The 16306-nt window shown below is 69.4% G+C and carries 13 protein-coding genes; 6 read left to right on the top strand and 7 right to left on the bottom strand.

What is annotated here, in order from left to right; all coding sequences use genetic code 11:
• Positions 1-148: 148 nt before the first annotated feature.
• Complete coding sequence (locus CFN78_RS19095) at positions 149-1669, bottom strand: serine hydrolase domain-containing protein (protein WP_165777620.1); 1521 nt, start codon at positions 1667-1669, stop codon at positions 149-151.
• A gap of 65 nt (positions 1670-1734) precedes the next feature.
• On the opposite strand from CFN78_RS19095, the gene CFN78_RS19090 reads away from it, so the two are divergent.
• On the top strand, positions 1735-2388 hold the full coding sequence (locus CFN78_RS19090) for a TetR/AcrR family transcriptional regulator (protein ID WP_094864207.1): 654 nt from the start codon (positions 1735-1737) through the stop codon (positions 2386-2388).
• A 247-nt stretch (positions 2389-2635) separates the two neighbouring features.
• Here the strand turns inward: CFN78_RS19090 and CFN78_RS19085 are convergent, their stop codons facing one another.
• Together CFN78_RS19085 and CFN78_RS19080 are read right to left on the bottom strand one after the other, a co-directional pair.
• Positions 2636-3079, bottom strand: a complete 444-nt coding sequence (locus CFN78_RS19085; protein WP_133116385.1) for a hypothetical protein — start codon at positions 3077-3079, stop codon at positions 2636-2638.
• Between the two features lie 378 nt (positions 3080-3457).
• On the bottom strand, positions 3458-4075 hold the full coding sequence (locus CFN78_RS19080) for an NADPH-dependent FMN reductase (protein WP_094864205.1): 618 nt from the start codon (positions 4073-4075) through the stop codon (positions 3458-3460).
• 89 nt (positions 4076-4164) lie between these two features.
• Between CFN78_RS19080 and CFN78_RS19075 the strand changes: the two genes are divergently transcribed.
• Positions 4165-4830, top strand: coding sequence for a TetR/AcrR family transcriptional regulator (locus tag CFN78_RS19075; RefSeq protein WP_205660570.1), 666 nt, complete (start codon positions 4165-4167; stop codon positions 4828-4830).
• Positions 4831-5023: 193 nt separating this feature from the next.
• On the opposite strand, the gene CFN78_RS19070 is transcribed toward CFN78_RS19075, so the two are convergent.
• Together CFN78_RS19070 and CFN78_RS19065 are read right to left on the bottom strand one after the other, a co-directional pair.
• Entirely contained in the window at positions 5024-5755 is a 732-nt protein-coding gene (locus CFN78_RS19070; RefSeq protein ID WP_094864203.1) for a TSUP family transporter, read from the bottom strand.
• Between the two features lie 391 nt (positions 5756-6146).
• Positions 6147-7556 carry an amino acid permease gene (locus CFN78_RS19065; RefSeq protein WP_205660581.1) on the bottom strand — a complete coding sequence of 470 codons (1410 nt, stop codon included), beginning with the start codon at positions 7554-7556 and terminating at the stop codon, positions 6147-6149.
• A gap of 421 nt (positions 7557-7977) precedes the next feature.
• Between CFN78_RS19065 and CFN78_RS19060 the strand changes: the two genes are divergently transcribed.
• Positions 7978-8973 (top strand): YeiH family protein, encoded by a 996-nt coding sequence (locus tag CFN78_RS19060; RefSeq protein ID WP_094864201.1) that lies wholly within the window; start codon positions 7978-7980, stop codon positions 8971-8973.
• Positions 8974-9169: 196 nt separating this feature from the next.
• Here the strand turns inward: CFN78_RS19060 and CFN78_RS19055 are convergent, their stop codons facing one another.
• Positions 9170-10534, bottom strand: a complete 1365-nt coding sequence (locus CFN78_RS19055) for an aspartate aminotransferase family protein (protein WP_094864200.1) — start codon at positions 10532-10534, stop codon at positions 9170-9172.
• A 200-nt stretch (positions 10535-10734) separates the two neighbouring features.
• Positions 10735-12543, bottom strand: coding sequence for a sulfoacetaldehyde acetyltransferase (gene xsc, locus CFN78_RS19050; RefSeq protein WP_094864199.1), 1809 nt, complete (start codon positions 12541-12543; stop codon positions 10735-10737).
• 172 nt (positions 12544-12715) lie between these two features.
• Between xsc and CFN78_RS19045 the strand changes: the two genes are divergently transcribed.
• From CFN78_RS19045 to CFN78_RS19035, 3 genes are read left to right on the top strand one after another with little or no spacing between them, the layout of a single operon-like run.
• Positions 12716-13534 carry an IclR family transcriptional regulator gene (locus CFN78_RS19045; protein WP_094864198.1) on the top strand — a complete coding sequence of 273 codons (819 nt, stop codon included), beginning with the start codon at positions 12716-12718 and terminating at the stop codon, positions 13532-13534.
• A gap of 25 nt (positions 13535-13559) precedes the next feature.
• The gene (locus tag CFN78_RS19040; RefSeq protein WP_094864197.1) at positions 13560-14540 is read left to right on the top strand and encodes an AAA family ATPase; all 981 of its coding nucleotides are present in this window, start codon (positions 13560-13562) and stop codon (positions 14538-14540) included.
• On the top strand, positions 14537-16258 hold the full coding sequence (locus tag CFN78_RS19035) for a cobaltochelatase CobT-related protein (RefSeq protein ID WP_205660569.1): 1722 nt from the start codon (positions 14537-14539) through the stop codon (positions 16256-16258). The genes CFN78_RS19040 and CFN78_RS19035 overlap by 4 nt, the downstream gene beginning before the upstream one ends.
• The last annotated feature ends 48 nt before the right edge of the window (positions 16259-16306 follow it).

The following is a 16306-nucleotide window of genomic DNA, read 5'->3' as shown; positions in this document are numbered from 1 at the left end:
TCATGACCGCCGCGGAACCGGTGGGCCCTGCGCCTCCACCGATCGGTGGAGGCGGACCCGGTAGGCCGGTGGTCCGCACGCGCCGCGGGACAACGGTTCCCGGCGGGTACCCGGCGCCGGTGCGCCCCGGGTCGCGACCGGTTCGAGGTCACGGATCCGATCGCCCCGGTGACGTCAGGCCGTCACCGGTGCCGTCGGCGGGTGGCCCGCCCGCCTGGCGAAGCCGGAGGCAGCCGGTGGTCAGGCGGACGGCGCTCAGCGCGAGTCCGGCGACGGCGATCGCGGTGAGCAGCCAGCCGATGTCCGGCGCCCACAACCGCATGAGCGACAGGTCGACGCCGAAGGCGGCGGGAAGGGCGACCGCCGCTCCATGGGCGGCGGCGAGACCGGTCAGTGCCCAGCCCGCCATGCCCAGCACGGTCCGGCGCCTCCGGACTGCCCCGGGACGCGGCATCCGGTACACCGCCCAGCCGGCCGCGCCCGCGATCGTGACGAGCACGGCGAACAGGGCCGCCACGAACACCGGATACGTGGGGCCGCCGGACGTGCCGCCGGGTCGCCCTCCGGCGAGCAGCGTGGCGGCGCCCAGTCCGGTGCCGGCGAGCTGCTCGTCCTGGAAGAACCCGTAGACGTTCTGCAGCACGACGATTCCGCGGTCCAGCTCGGGAAGCAGTACGAGCATCGTCTGGTAACCGGGCGAGGCTCCGGCGTGCCAGACGGCGCGTGTCCCGTCGCCCGCGACGCGGGAATCCTCGCGCCATCCCAGGCCGTACCGCTGGGTGTCGGTGACCCGTGCGTCGCCGCGCTGCATCGATTTCACCGAGGCGGGGGCCAGCACCTGCGTGGACTGGTGGCGGCCCTCGTCGAGCTGGGCCATCGCGAACTGGGCGAGATCGGTGACCGTGCCGCCGAGGTATCCGTAGCTCGGGCCGGTCCGGTCGTAGCGTGGCGCGAGTCCGGCCGGCTGTCCGAACACGTAGCCGTGACCGTCTGGGAGGCCACCCGCCTGCTCCGGGCTGGTGATGGCGCCGTCCATGTCCAGCGGGTCGAGCACGTGCTCACGCAGGTAGTCGGCGAAGGGCCGCCCGCTGACCGCCTCCACGATCGCCCCCAGCACCAGGTAGTTCGCGCTGGCGTACCGGTGGGTGTCCCCGGGTGCCGAAAGTGGCGTGATTTCCGCCAGCGCCGCCACCGCCTCCCGGTACGGGTCTGCTCGCGGTTCGAAGCGGTCGGTGACGCCCGCCGCGTCCCCGGGAATGCCGCTCGTGTGCTCCAGCAGGTGCCGCACGGTGATCCGCGAGGCCCGCCCGTGGTCGGCAAGGGCGAAGGCCGGCAGGTAGGTACGCACCGGCTCGTCGAGGTCGACCGTGCCCGCTTCGACCATCGTCAGCATCGCGGTCGCCGTGACCGGCTTGGACACCGAGCCCCAGAGGAACGGCGTCCGTTCGGTGACCGGTGCGCCGTCACCGTCCCGGCCCCAAGTGCCGACCCGCTCGATCGAGTCGCCGGTGACGATCGCCCAGGCCGCTCCGGGCGTATCGGTGGCCGCCAGTCGGTCGTGCAGGTAGCCGTCCACATCCGGTGCGGTGGCCGCGCCCGCTGTTTCCGTGCCGGTGACGCAGACCAGCAACATCGTCAGCGCGACCACGCCTGTCCGACCCGAAACCATGACAGCTCCCATAACCATATCGCCATACTGTTTTCGAGGTAACCGTACACTGATATGGTTATGGAGTGCCACGAACAGCCGATCACGACCAGCGCCGCCGCCAGATCGCTTCCGCCGTGCGCGCCCTGATAGCCGAAGCGGGCCTTGACGCCGCCACGATGGCGTCGGTGGCGCGAGAGGCCGGTTTCTCGGTCGGCCTGGTACAGCACTACTTTCCGAGCAAGGACGACCTGCTGCTGTTCACCTACCGCCAGGTGATGGCCGATGTCGGCGCTCGGCTGGCCGTGCGGATCGACAGGGGAGAGACCCGGGAGCGGCCCATCTCGGCGATCCTGTTCGACGGGATGCTGGAACTGCTGCCGCTGGACGATGACCGGCGCGCCGAGTACCGCGTCGCCCGCGTATTTCGTGGCCGGTCGCTGGACAACCCGGCCCTTGCCGCGGTCGCCCGCGCCACCGCGGCCGACCTGCGGACCCAGTTTGCCACCGCGGTCCGCAACGGCAAGGAATGCGGCGAGGTCGAACCCGACGCGGACGCCGATCTGGCGGCGACTCGCTTCTCCGCGTTGCTCGACGGGCTGGCCGATCAGCTCTACGAGGACCCCGGCCGCCGGGTCGGCCGTCGGCGCCTGCCCGTGGCGGGGAAGAAGATCCTGCACGCCTGTGTCGGCGACACCTTCACCGGCGAGTGCCGCCAGTACCGATCGACCGCGCCCTGACCACTGTCCCGAGTGGACACAACTAGGACGAGTCGTGGGGCCGGCGGCCACCTTCGACGCGTCACCGCCCGATCCGTTGCCGCATCGGGCGGTGGCGCAGGCCATCCGGTGACGCCGTCGTCAGCCGGTGGAGGACTCTCGCGCGGTGACTGATCCGGACGGAAGTCTCGGAGCCCGACCGGGTTCGCACTGTCTCCGCGTGGGGCGAGGGCTGGGCCTCGTCGTCTCGCCGGTGCAGGCCCCGGCGTCAGAGAATGTTCCGCACCGACTCCGGAAGTTCGGGCAGATCGGCCAGGCTGATGCAGGAGAGTTCGCGAATCTCCCGCGCACAAGCCGCGAGCCGGCCGGGTTGGATGTTCTCCTCCAGCGACACGTACAGGGCGCCGTAGTACCTCTCGCCGACCCGTAGCGTCCTTTCGCCCTCCTTGGCTCGCCCGCCGATGAGCACCCCGGGCCGAGTGGTGACCTCGTCGCCGGTGAGCAGCGCGCCGTTCTGGAAGCTCTTCTGGCACACCGGTTCACATCCGAACTCGTCGGTGTTGCCGGGATGAATGTCGAGTGCCCCCTCCCAGTTCGTGTCGTAGACGTCGAGGCTGCGGTCACCCGTCGCGTTGCGCACCTCGATCAGCAGCACGACGTAACGCTCGCCCGTCCGGGCACCCTTGCCGCCGAGTTCCGTCGCGGTGGCCACGCCCACCCCTTGCAGTTCGAGTGGGTACCCATCGTCCGTCTCGATCACCGGTCCGGAAGCCGCCGGTAGTTCACCCGCTGATTCGCTACTACCCCCGTGCGACCCCGAGGGCACCCCGATCTGGCCAGGGAACGGCACGGTCCCGGCGCTTGTGCCCGGGTTGCTCCCGCAGGCGGCAAGCGCGCAGATTGCCAGTGCGGCACCGACGGTCAGACCAGCTCGTGATCGCATGATCGTCGACCTTAACGATCCGGGGCCGGGCCGTGGCGCGAACGACCGAACTCGGCCACCAATCGCGGCGGTGCCACGGCGGCCGAACACCGGTGGATGTGCGCGGTGACAACGAATCCGTCACCGGACGTCCGCCCGGCTCCGGTGTCAGCGTTCGTCACTCTCGGGCGTCTGGGCGCGGACCGGCGCCAGTGCGCGGCTCCAGACGGTGACCTCGTCCAGCAGTTTCGCCAGGTCTCCGGCGTGGCGATCGTCGGGGGTGAAGACGCCGGTGACGGTGGGCTCGGTGATGTCGACGCCGGTGTAGTCGAAGTCGGTGAAGGTGTTCAGGGCGACCTGGGCGGCGACGTCGGCGAGCTTGAGTTCGGCGGCGATCTGGCGGAGCTGTTCCACGGCGCGCACGCCGCCGTTGACGCCGTAGCCGACGAACCCGACTGCCTTGTGGTTCCACTCGTAGTACAGGTAGTCGATGGCGTTCTTCAGCGGTCCAGGCACCCCGTGGTTGTACTCCGGGGTGACGAGTACGTAGCCGTCGACGGCGGCGATCGCTTCGGACCACCGCCTGGTGTGCTCGTGTGCGTAGATGCCCCAGGCGCCGGAGGCGGGTTCGTCGAGCACCGGCAGGTCGAAGCCGGCCAGATCGACCAGTTCGACGTCCACCCCTTCGGGAGCGACCCGCCGGGCGGTGGTGAACGTCCAGTCGGCCACGGCCTTGCCGCGGCGGTGAGTGCGGGTACTGCCGGCGATGATGGCGATGCGCGTCATGACGTGTCTCCTCGAGTATGTAAAGTACAACGAGCACTTTACATACTGGGTTTCAGCGTGCAAGGCACCGGAGAAGAGAGCGAGTCATCGTGAGCCGAGAAGAAGCTGCCGGGCGGCCGCCCAGCCGACTGCGACCGGACAAGCACGAGGCGATCATGGTCGGCGGCCGTGAGGTCTTCGCCCGCGACGGTTATGCCCGAGCGAGCATCGACGCCATCGCCACCGCCTCAGGCGTCTCCACCCGGACCATCTACAAGCACTTCGTCGACAAGCCCACGCTCTTCGCCGCCGCCGTCGTCGACTCCGCCCGGCAGATCGCCGAGGCCGAGACCGCGCTCATCGAACGTCACCTCCGATCGGTCGTGACCGTCGAGGAGGTCGAACCGGCGCTGCTGGTGTTCGCGACCGACTGGCTGGACGACGCTGGTGACTGGCTGGCCGGCATGCCGCATTCTGCTGCTCACCGGGCGCTGATCGGCCAGGTTCAGGCCGAGGCCGCCCACCTGGGCAGCGAGGTCATCTCCGAATGGTGGCGGGCAGGCGCGATGCGTGTCCGCACGGAGCTCGCCCTCGTCCTGACCACCTGGGCCGAGGCCGGACTGCTGCGCATCCCCGATCCCGAACGCGCCGTGATCCACTTCTCCCGGCTCGTCTCGGCCACGCCGGGCCCACCGGCATCGGTCGTCATCGCGCGCGAACGCCAGGCCTGGATCGCCGACGGTGTACGGGTGTTCGTGCGCGCGTACCGGCCCTGAACCGCTGCTGTCCGGTCAGGTCCTGGATCCAGCCTGGTGCCCGCCCCGTGCGCCCGCGCCATTGGTCCGCCGAGCACAACGAGAACACCGCCGCGGTCGGGCGAGGTTCCCGATATCACCAGGACGCGTTGACGCAGCGCGCCTTCGCGGCGGACGCGGCTGCCGTCGAGGACGAGACGGACGGACGGCGTCCTCAGACGATGGCGGCGACACCGCGAACGATCGCGACGCCGGCGCCGGTGATCGCGACGGCGACGGTCACCGCGCCCGCCGTCCTGGAGGTCACCCGCGCCGAGAGACCGCCGCCCGCGGCCACGCCGACCGCAGCGGACAGCGACAGCACCAGAAGGTCACCGTTGCCGACTTGGTCAGGCCATCCACGCACCACCACCACCCCGAAGGCGCTGAGTAGCAGGAAGAGCTGCATGTTGGGAACGAGTGCCGCGCCCCAGCGGCGGCTCATGCCGTAGCTCGCCGCCATCGGGCCGCCGAGTCCTGCCACGGCGTTCATCGCACCGGAGAAGCTGCCCGCCACCACGGCACCCAACCACCGCGGCACCCGCTCCATCCGGCGCGGCGGTCGCAACGCCATCGCGAGCGCGGGTAGCACGATGAGCCCGCACAGCAAGGTCGCTACTCCGTCCCCGACCGCAGCGGCGAAGTAACCCGCCGGAACGATCGCCAGCAACGCGAAGGGCACCAGCGCACACGCCTCGAACGGCCGGGACTCGCGCCACGTGGTCGCGATTCCTACCGCACAGGAAGCAATGCTGGTGACCGCGACAAGGCGGACAGCTTCGTCGGGGCCCACCGCGGCAAGCAGCCCGGGGCTGGCAACGAGCGCGTAACCGATGCCGCTCAGTCGTTGCAGGGCGCCGGCCAGGAGCAAGAGGCAGGCCAGTGGAACGAGCAGGGTGAGGGTCACCGCGGCGAGAGGGTGAGGTCATCGTCGTCCCCGGGGCCGAACACCTGCCATCCGGTAACGCCCGTCTGCCGGACAACTGGACTGGTGCCGACCAGGTCGTCGCCGCGGTTGCGTTCGTGGCGGCGCCTGGGCCTGTTGGCTCGGCGGCCGCGGGCTCGATTCTCGGTGACCATGGTCGTTTCTCCTCCGGCCGGGCCGGGCGGGGGTTCGCGGTGATGTGCGGGCAGGCTGTGAGGAGTCCGGCCGCCTGCCGATGATCGGCCCGAGCGTAGCGACCTCACCGGTCTCGTCACCGCCGTGGCCGCCACGAATGCCCGAGATGGACATGCCGGTCGAGGTAGCCGGGTCCCTGACCGGGTCAGGTGCGCGCGACCACGAACCCAGGATGGAATCAACTCGGCCGGGGTGGCTCGGTGGCCGACGCCGGCGCCTCGTCCCTGTGCTCGCGATTCCCGCCGGTGGGGTCCTCGGCCGGACCGGCCGGTGGAACGGACGGACGCTCGCCGCGGCGCTTGCGGACCTGGTAGCAGATCAGAATCAGCGCGAGCGTCAACGCGCTGAGCCAGAACTGGGATCGGCTCGCCGGCAGGAACGCCATCGCGAGGATCACGGTGCCCATCAACGCGATGGTGGCGTAGCTCAGCCAGGGGAAGAGCCACATCCTCATCTCCAGGCCCCCGGGGTTCTCCCGTTCGATCCGTTTGCGCAGGCGTACCTGTGCGAGCGCGATGGCCAGGTACACGAACAACGCGACGGCGCCGTAGGAGTTGACCAGGAACTGGAAGATCAGGTCCGGCGAGGTGTAGGCGGCGACGACGGACGCGTACCCCACGAGCGTTCCCGCGACGATCGCGCGCCGCGGGACCCCGCTGCGGGACAGCCGAGTGAACGCCTGGGGCGCGTCGCCGTTGGAGGTCAACGCGAACAACATCCTCGACGAGGTGTACAGCGCGGAGTTGAGGCATGAGAGCACGGCGGTCAGCACGATCCCGTTCATGATCGTCGCCACGGCCGGGATGCCGAGCACGTCGAGCACCGCCGCGTACGGACTGACCCCGGTTTCCGGTGAGTCCCACGATTTCACGGCCACGACGACGAAAACCGACCCCACGTAGAACAGGACCACGCGGAAGATGATGGACCGCATCGCCTTGGCGATCGCCTTCTTCGGTTCGGCGGATTCCGCGGCGGCGATCGTGACGATCTCCGCCCCGGTGTAGAAACCGACACACGGTACGACCGCGGCCAGCACCGCTCCGGTGCCCATCGGGGCGAAACCACCGTGGGAGACCAGGTTTCCGACGCCGCCGTCCGAACCCGGCCAGATCCCGAATAGGTAGAGCGCGCCGAGGAACAGGAAGACGACGATCGCGACGACCTTGATCGAGGAGAACCAGTACTCGAATTCGCCGTACGAGCGCGCCGACGCCATGTTCGTCGCCGTCAGGATCAACAACAGGCCGAGACTGAGTATCCACAGTGGAATGTCCGGAAGCCACAGTTGCAGGATGCGGCCACCGGCGACCGCCTCGACCGCCACGACGATCACGAAGAAGTACCAGTACATCCAGCCCACGGCGAAGCCCGCCCGCTTGCCGAGCGCTTCCCGCGCGTAGATGTAGAACGAGCCGAGGGCGGGCCTGGCGACGGTCATCTCGGCCAGCATGCGCATGATCAGAATGGTGATCACACCGGCGATGAGAAACGACACGACGGCGGCCGGTCCGGCCGACTGGATGACGACCCCACTGCCGACGAACAGACCGGCGCCGATCACCCCGCCCAGCGCTATCAGGTTCATGTGCCGCTGCTTGAGGCCCTGCTTGAGGCCGGACGTCTGCGGCTCGCCCGGCGGAGCCGGCTCAGGGGTGGAACTCATGACTTCTCCTTGCGAGGCCGACAGGGACGCGGCGACCCGTTACGGAGTGCGCTGCGATGTGGTTCCGGTCACCGTAGGAAGGGACTGGGCTCGGCACGAGGGCCAGATGCGGCGCAAGTGATGGGTCCAGTCGTGCCGGTCTGTCACCGTGGCTACCCGCGCGGGTGGCCACGACACCCGCGTGCGCCGGTGGCCGGGCCCGGTGACCGACACAAGGAATGCCGCCGGGCCGGTCGACGAGCGTTCGTGACGACAGAACCAAGAACACTCATACCCAAAGGCTATGACCTGGGGGATGGTTTGCCGCTAGCGACCGGCGACGGCCGGGAACACACTCGGGCACATGACGATCGCACAGATCAGGCGTGCTCGACCGCTCCTCGCGGCGCTGGCGATCACCGGCTTCGGGCTCGTTCTCGCCTATGTGGCGAGTTCGATCTTCCCGGTGATCAGCGCACTCACCGCGGCTGTCGTGCTCGGCGTGATCACCGGTTCGGTCCCCGCGTTGCCGGAAGCCACCCGGCAGTCGATCGGAAAAGTCACCAAGCGGTTGCTGCGAGCCGGGGTCGTGCTCCTGGGCCTGCAGCTCGCGTTGCCCGCGGTACTCGACCTGGGGCCGGGCACCTTGATCGCGGTGCTGCTCACGGTCGCCATCAGCTTCCTCGGAACGATCGGGCTGGGCAGGCTGGTAGGGGTGCCCCGGGGGCTGGCGATGCTGGTCGCGACCGGCTTCTCGATCTGTGGGGCGTCGGCGATCGCCGCGATGGAAGGCGTGGTCGAACGTGAGGACTCGGACGTGGCCACCGCCATCGCGCTGGTGACGTTCTATGGCGGCCTTGCCATTGCCGCCGTCCCGCTGATCGGCGACTGGGTGGGTCTCACCGGAGAGGACCTCGGTAGCTGGGCCGGAATGAGCGTGCACGAGGTCGCGCAGGTCGTCGCGGCGGCCACGCCCGCCGGTGCCGCGGCCCTCGCCGTGGCCGTCGTGGTGAAGCTCAGCCGTGTGGTCCTGCTGGCCCCGATGGTCGCGGCCGTGAGCGTCTACGAGCGCAGGCGCAGGCCCGCCGCGCAAGGCAAGCGCGCACCACTGGTTCCGCTGTTCGTGCTCGGCTTCCTCGCCATGGTCGCGTTGCGCAGCACCGGAATCCTGCCTTCGGCCGTTCTCGATGGGGCCAAGCTCCTGTGCACCCTGCTGCTTGCCGGTGCGTTGTTCGGTCTGGGCTGCGCCGTCCGGATCGGCAAACTGGTCCGGACGGGCGGACGGGCGCTCCTGTTGGGACTGCTCTCCACACTGCTGGTAGGTGGCGTCGCCTTCGGTACCTTGGCGCTGCTCGGCTGACATCCGGTTCCGCGCGCCGGGTCCCGGGCGTCCTGGGCCCGACGCGCGCCCGTGCGAGGTGTCCGTTCGGTACGGCTCCCGGGGTGATCCGAACCGTCCCCGGTGGACACACCGCGCCGGGCACGCGAGAAGCCGAAGGGGCCGCCGGTTCCATTCCACCGGCGGCCCCTTCGGATCCGATTCGGGTACGCGGACTCTACGGTTGCACGGCCTTCTCCACATCGGTGAGCATGGCGTCGACGCCGTACAGCAGCTCGTCGAGCACTTCCGCATCGGCGACCAGCGGCGGCGAGATCATCAGCATCGTCGCGCCACGGTCGTCTCCGCGGAGGATGACGCCGGTTCGGCGGAACGCTTCCGGCAGAACGTCCCGCAACACCTTGCCCGCCTCCTCCTCGGTGAGCTCGCGCGCGGTGGCACTGTCGGCCATCAACTCGACGGCGTAGAAGAAGCCGGTGCCCCTGACGTCCTTGACGCAGCGGTGTGAGTCCTGCAGGGAACGCAGGGCCGCGTGCAGTTCCGGCCCCCGGGCCCTCACGTTGCCCAGCACGTTCTCGTCACGCATCGCCGAGATGTTGGCGACCGCCACCGCCGTGGAGACCGGATGTCCGCCCCAGGTCGCGCCGTGGCTGAACGTTCCGCCCAGCGGCGAGTCGTTGAGCTCGGTGACCAGCCGCTCGCGGACGATGAGGCCGCCCAGCGGCGCATAGCCGGAGGTCGAACCCTTGGCGAAGGTGATCATGTCCGGTACGACACCGGTCAGGCCGTGCCCGAACCAGTGGCCGAGGCGGCCGAACGAGCAGATCACCTCGTCGGAGACGAGCAGGATGCCGTACTTGTCGCAGAGCGCCCGCAGTGCCGGCCAGTAGCCGTCCGGCGGGACCAGCGCACCGCGGCCGTTCTGCACCGGCTCGGCGAAGACCGCGGCGATCGTCTCCGGGCCCTCGTCGAAGATGGCGGCCTCGATCGCCGTGACGCAGTCGAGTTCGTCTGCCGGGCCGCGGTCTCCGACGTGGCCCAGCGTGTTCGGCACATGCCGCATTCCGGGCAGCAGCGGGCCGAACGGGTCCTTGATCTTCGGCAGCGCCGTGACGGAAAGGGCACCCATGGTCGTGCCGTGGTACGCCATCTCCCGGCTGATGATCTTGGTGCGTTGCGGGGCGCCCTGGCTGCGGTGGTACTGCCGCGCGAATTTCAGCGCCGCTTCCACGGCCTCGGACCCAGAGTTCACGAAGTACGTGGTACCCAGATCGCCGGGCGCGAGTTCGGCGATCAGCGTCGCCGCCTCGATGGCGGGCACGTGGGCGGAGCCCCAGTTGCTGGCGTATCCGAGGTTGCCAATCTGCTCGGCCGCCGCGCGGGCCACGTCGGTGCGACCGTGGCCCATGTTGACGCAGAACAGTCCGGACAGCCCGTCGAGGTGGCGGCGCCCCTCGGTGTCGATCAGGTAGCAGCCCTCGCCTCTCACGAACACGGGAAAGTCACGTGCCCAGGCGTCCTTGCGAGTGAAGTGCGGACCAAGGTGACGGCGGGCGTTCGCCCGCAACTCCGTGATGTTCACCTGAAACCTCCTGTCGGCTGCTCGATATCCCTCGATATCCGGTACGTGGACCATGGCAGCCGTACTGGTCCCGGCCCAGAGCCAGAAAGGCGCCTGTCAACAGGGCCAGACCGATGAGCGGGAACAGGCCGGCCCGGGTCGCGGAGACCGCGACCCGGGCCGATATGTTGCTACGCAGGGGTTTATACGTAGTCCCTGCCTTACACGTAGTCCTTGTACTTCTCCAGGAAGCGGACGGGCTTGGACAGCGCGTCACGGCGGAACGGGTCACCCAGCTCCCGGGTGCACATGATCTCGACGACCGTCGTCCGGCCCTCGTTCATCTGGGCGTCCACGGCCTTCCGCAGTGCCGGGCCGACGTCCTCCAGTTTCTCCACGACGACGCCGTCTGCGCCCATCGCCTGCGCGATCCCGGCGAAGCTCTCGCTCTCCAGCTCACCGGCGACGAACCTGCGGTTGTAGAAGTCGACCTGGTTCTTCTTCTCGGCACCCCACTGCCGGTTGTGGAAGACCACGGCGGTGACGGGGATGTCGTGCCGTACGGCGGTCATGATCTCGCCCATGCTCATGCCCCAGGCGCCGTCGCCCGCGTACGAGATGGCGGGACGGTCCGGTGCGGCGGCCTTGGCGCCGATGATGGTGGGCAGCGCGTAACCGCAGTTGCCGAAACTCATCGGGGCGAAGAAGCTGCGCGGTTCCTCGAAACGCAGGTAACTGTTGGCGACGGAGTTGATGTTGCCGATGTCGGTGGAGACCATGACGTGCTCCGGCATCGCCTTCTCCAGTTCGCGCAGTACCTCGCGCGGGTGCAGCCAGTTGCCCTCCTCCTGCTCGGCCTCCGCGATGACGTCGAGACTGTAGGAGTCGACCTCGTTGGTCCACTCGTCGAGCTCGGCCTCCCATGCGTCCTTCTCCGCCCTGATGTCGGCGGCGCGGGTGTCGCGGGTGGTGTCGCAGGCGAGGGTTCTCCCGGTCAGCCGCTCGGTGAGCGCCAGCGCCGCGTCCTTGGCGTCACCGCAGATGCCAACGCTGATCTTCTTGACCAGTCCGAGCATCCTGTGGTCGGCGTCGATCTGGATGATCTTCGCGTCCTTCGGCCAGTAGTCCATGCCGTGCTGCGGCAGGGTGCCGAACGGTCCGAGCCTGGACCCCAGCGCGACCACGACGTCCGCCTTGGCGATCAGCTTCATCGCCGCCTTGGAGCCCTGGTAGCCGAGCGGGCCGCACCACTGCGGGTGGCTGGCCGGGAACGAGTCGTTGTGCAGGTAGCTGTTGACGACGGGGGCGCCGAGCCGCTCGGCGAGCGCCGCGCATTCTCCGACGCCGTCGGCCATCACGACGCCGCCGCCGGAGATGATGACGGGGAATTCGGCCTGTGCCAGCAGTTCGGCCGCCTCGTCGAGGCTGCGTGCGCCGCCCGCGCCGCGGTCGAGACGCTGCGGGAGCGGGATCTCGGCCTCGATCTCGCCGTAGAAGTAGTCGCGCGGGATGTTGAGCTGGGTGGGCCCGATCTCCGACATCGCCCGGTCGAACGCGCGCCCGGTCAGCTCGGCCATCCGCTTCGGATTGTTCACGTGCGCCTGGTACTTGGTGAACTCCTGGAACATCGGCAGCTGGTTGGCCTCCTGGAAGCCGCCGAGTCCCATCCCCATGGTGCCCGTCTCGGGAGTCACGACGACGACGGGGCTGTGGGCCCAGAACGCCGCGGCCACGGCGGTGACGCAGTTGCTGATGCCGGGGCCGTTCTGCCCGATCACGACGCCGTGCCTGCCGCTCACGCGGGCGTAGCCGTCGGCCATGTGGCCGGCGCCCTGCTCGTGGACGACGGGTACCAGGCGGATGCCGGCTGGGGCGAAGATGTCCATCGCGTCCATGAAGGCGGAGCCCATGATGCCGAAGATGTCGGTGACGCCGTTGGCGACCATCGTCTCGACGAACGCCTCGGAGGGCGTCATCTTCTGGGGACCCTCGGCCACGGTGCGGCTGACGTCCGCCTGGTTCTGACTCATGCTTGCGCTCCTTCGACGGCTCAAATCCAGTAGCCACGTTCAAAAATCGATACAAGACGTTCCTGAAAGTGGGATAGTCCCGACGATAGGGGCACCCTTGGGTGCCGTCAACGGCCTTCATTGAAAAAACGAGACCAGATGTGCTAATTTTCGGAACAACCCAGGAGGTGCCGTGGAACTGATTCGGGAAACCGACCCCACCGGGGTGAACGGTGACACGCCCACGATGCGGCTGTTCTCCCTGCTGGAGTTGATCGCCGCGAGGGACCAGCTCGTATCGCTGCAGGGGCTCGCCGAGGAGACCGGCATCCCCAAGCCGACGCTGCATCGCATGCTCCAGCAGCTCGAAGGCGCGGGCCTGCTCATCCGCCAGGCGGACGGCAGGCACTACGGGACCGGCACGCGGCTGCGTCGGCTGGCCGAGAACCTGCTGCTCAACGCCGTACATCACGGTGCGCGCCACGGCGTGCTGCGACACCTGGTCGACGAGCTGGGGGAGAGCTGCAACATCACCGCTCTCTCCAGCAACGAGATCGTCTACCTCGACCGTGTGGAGACCCCCGAGCCATTGCGCTTCTACCTGCGTCCCGGGTCCCGGGTGCCGGTGCACTGCTCGGCGAGCGGGAAGATGATCCTGTCGCAGATGAGCCCGGCGCAGCGGCGCAAACTTCTCGCGCACTCGCCGTTGAAGCGGTACACGCCGAAGACCGTGACCGACCTGGACGCGCTGGAGGACGAGTTCGCCCGCATCCGCCGGGATGGTTTCGCCGTGGACGACGAAGAGTTCCTTCCCGGTCTGGTCTGCGTCGCCGTGCTCGTGCCGAACGACGCGGGTCGCTCGAACCTCTGCGTCGCGGCGCAGGCACCCGTCATGCGTCTCACTCCCGACAAGGCGCTGCAGTTGCTGCCCGCCCTGCAGCGCGCCGCCGAGTCGATCCGCAGGGTGGAAGCCGAAGGCGCCCCGGAATCGGCCGACACGATCCCTTCCTGACCCCGCCGCGAGGAGCACGCAGAACATGACGAACGACGTCCCGCTCACCCGCCCGGACGTTCGGCTCGAGGCACGTGAGGTCTTCGGCATCGACTCGAACCTCGTGGTCTCCGGTTTCGCCGAGCCCGCGGAGCACGTGCCCGAGATCGACGAGGCGTACCGGTTCAATCCCGATGTCACCTCGGCGCTGCTCGCCGGGTTCACGCACAACCGTCGCGTGCTGGTGCAGGGCCTGCACGGGACCGGCAAGTCCACGCACATCGAACAGGTCGCCGCGAGGCTCAACTGGCCGTGTGTCCGGGTCAACCTCGACGGGCAGCTGAGCAGACTCGACCTGGTCGGCCGGGACGCCGTCGTGTTGCGCGAGGGCAGGCAGGTCACCGAGTTCCAGGAAGGAATCGTGCCGTGGGCGCTGCGGCGGCCGGTCGCACTCGTCCTGGACGAGTACGACGCCGGGCGCCCCGACGTCATGTTCGTCATCCAGCGGCTGCTCGAGCGGGACGGCAAGTTCACGCTGATGGACCAGAACCGGGTGCTACGGCCGCATCCCTCGTTCCGGCTGTTCGCCACGGCCAACACCGTCGGCCTCGGGAACCTCAACGGGATGTACCACGGCGCGCAGCGCCTCAACCACGCGCAGATCGACCGCTGGGACATCGTCGCGTCGCTCAACCACCTGCCCGCGCCCGAGGAGATCGAGATCGTGCGGTCCCGCGTCACCTCCTTCGCGGACGACGCGGGGCGGGAACAGGTGGCCGCGATGGTCGCGCTCGCGCAGCTCACCCGGAAAGGGTTCGAGGCCGGCGACCTCTCGACGCTGATGTCACCGCGCACGGTGATCACCTGGGCGGAGAACGTCGACATCTTCGGCGACACCGCGCTCGCCTTCCGGCTGTCGTTCCTGAACAAGTGCGACGACGCGGAGCGTCCCCTCGTGGCGGAGTACTTCCAACGCTGCTTCGGCCGCGAGCTCGACGGGTCCCGCGCGCTCGCCGCCACGGCGTGAACACCGAGCAGGCCCTGGCGCGGCGCCGTCAGCGGGTCGAGGAACTGAGCGCGGCCACCATGCGGGCACTGAGTGGCGAACGGGAGTTGTGCTTCCGTGGGCACCGCCCGTACCGCGGGCGGCAACCGGTGCCCTCCTGCGCCCCGCACCTCCGGCTCGCGGACGATGACGGCGATCTCGCGTCGCTCCGCGGTGTGGCGGACGGCGTGGCGTTGCGGCTGCTGGGTTCCGACGCGGTGCTGCACCGGCGGCTCCGGCCCGCCGATCCGGTCGAGCGCGTGATCTTCGAGCTACTCGAACAGTTCCGCGTGGAGTCGCTCGCACCCGACTCGCTGCCGGGTGTGCGCGCGAACGTGCGGCGCCGGTTCGAACAGTGGTCGACCGACTTCCACCGGGCCGGACTGACCGAGACCGAATGGGGTCTGCTGTTCTACACCGTCGCGCAGGTGTGCCGCTCCCGGCTCACCCGGGTGCCCGTTCTGGCGGAGACCGACGACCTGCTCGAGGTCACCCGGGCGTCGCTGGCCCCGATGATCGGGCACGATCTGGCCGGGTTGCGCCGCCACCGGCATGACCAGGAGCGGTTCGCCGTCCACGCGCTGTCGATCGCCTCGGCGGTCGGCGGGCTGATCCGCGACGGCGGTGGCGTCTCCGGTGCCGAGACCGCAGACGAGGACCGTGACGTCGCCCGGCCCACCCTGCTGGTGGACTTCGACGAGGAGGGTGCCGGGGACGGCGAGCAGGCCCCCAGAGCCGGTCTCGGGCGAAGCGCCGTGCTCGCCGGATCGAGGGCGGGCTACCGCGCCTTCACCACCGCATACGACCGGCAGCGGGCGGCCGTCGGCCTGGTGCGGCCGGCCCTGCTGCGTGACTACCGGGAGCAACTGGACAGACGGGTCGCCGCGCAGGGCGTGAACGCCGGTCGGCTCGCCCGCGAACTCACGGCGGTGCTGGCCGAACCCACTCCCGCCGGCTGGGACGGCGGGCAGGAGGAGGGCCTGGTCGACGCTCGCGCGCTGGCTCAGCTCATCAGCTCGCCGACCGAACGGCGGCTGTTCCGCACCGAGCGGATCGAGCCCGTCGCCGACGTGCTCGTCACCTTCCTGATCGACTGCTCCGGGTCGATGAAGCACCATCGCGAAGCGGTCGCCGTGCTGGTCGACGTCTTCGCCCGTGCCGTCGAACAGGCGGGCGGGCGCTGCGAGATCCTCGGGTTCACCACCGGTGCGTGGAACGGTGGCCGCGCCCGGCGGGACTGGTCGCGCGCCGGACGGCCGCGCCATCCCGGGCGGCTCAACGAGCAGTGCCACATCGTGTTCAAGGACGCCGGCACCCCGTGGCGCCGGGCCCGTTCGGGGATCGCGGGGTTGCTCAAGGCCGACCTCTTCCGCGAGGGCGTGGACGGTGAGGCGGTGGCGTGGGCGGCCGCCCGCGCGCGTCGGCGAGAAAGTGATCGCTCCGTGCTCATCGTGGTGTCCGACGGAAGCCCGATGGACAGCGCCACGAATCTCGCCAACGACCCGCGGTACCTCGAGCACCACCTCGCCGAGGTGGTCGCCGGGCTGGAGCGGTCGGGGCAGGAGATCCACGGGATCGGGGTCGGTCTCGATCTCAGCGAGTACTTCGGGAGCTCCCGCATTCTCGACACGTCGATCGGGCGGGGGTACGCGATGTTCGGCGAGATCGTCGGCCTGCTGGCGCGGCGTTCCCGCCGCTGAGCCCAGGCGCCCGACCCTCGGCGCGAGACGCGCCCGCCGAACAACCGC

Source organism: Amycolatopsis antarctica (genome assembly GCF_002262875.1).
Lineage (GTDB): Bacteria > Actinomycetota > Actinomycetes > Mycobacteriales > Pseudonocardiaceae > Amycolatopsis > Amycolatopsis antarctica.
Note: the sequence above shows the minus strand (reverse complement) of the source record. Positions and strands in the feature narration are given on the sequence as shown.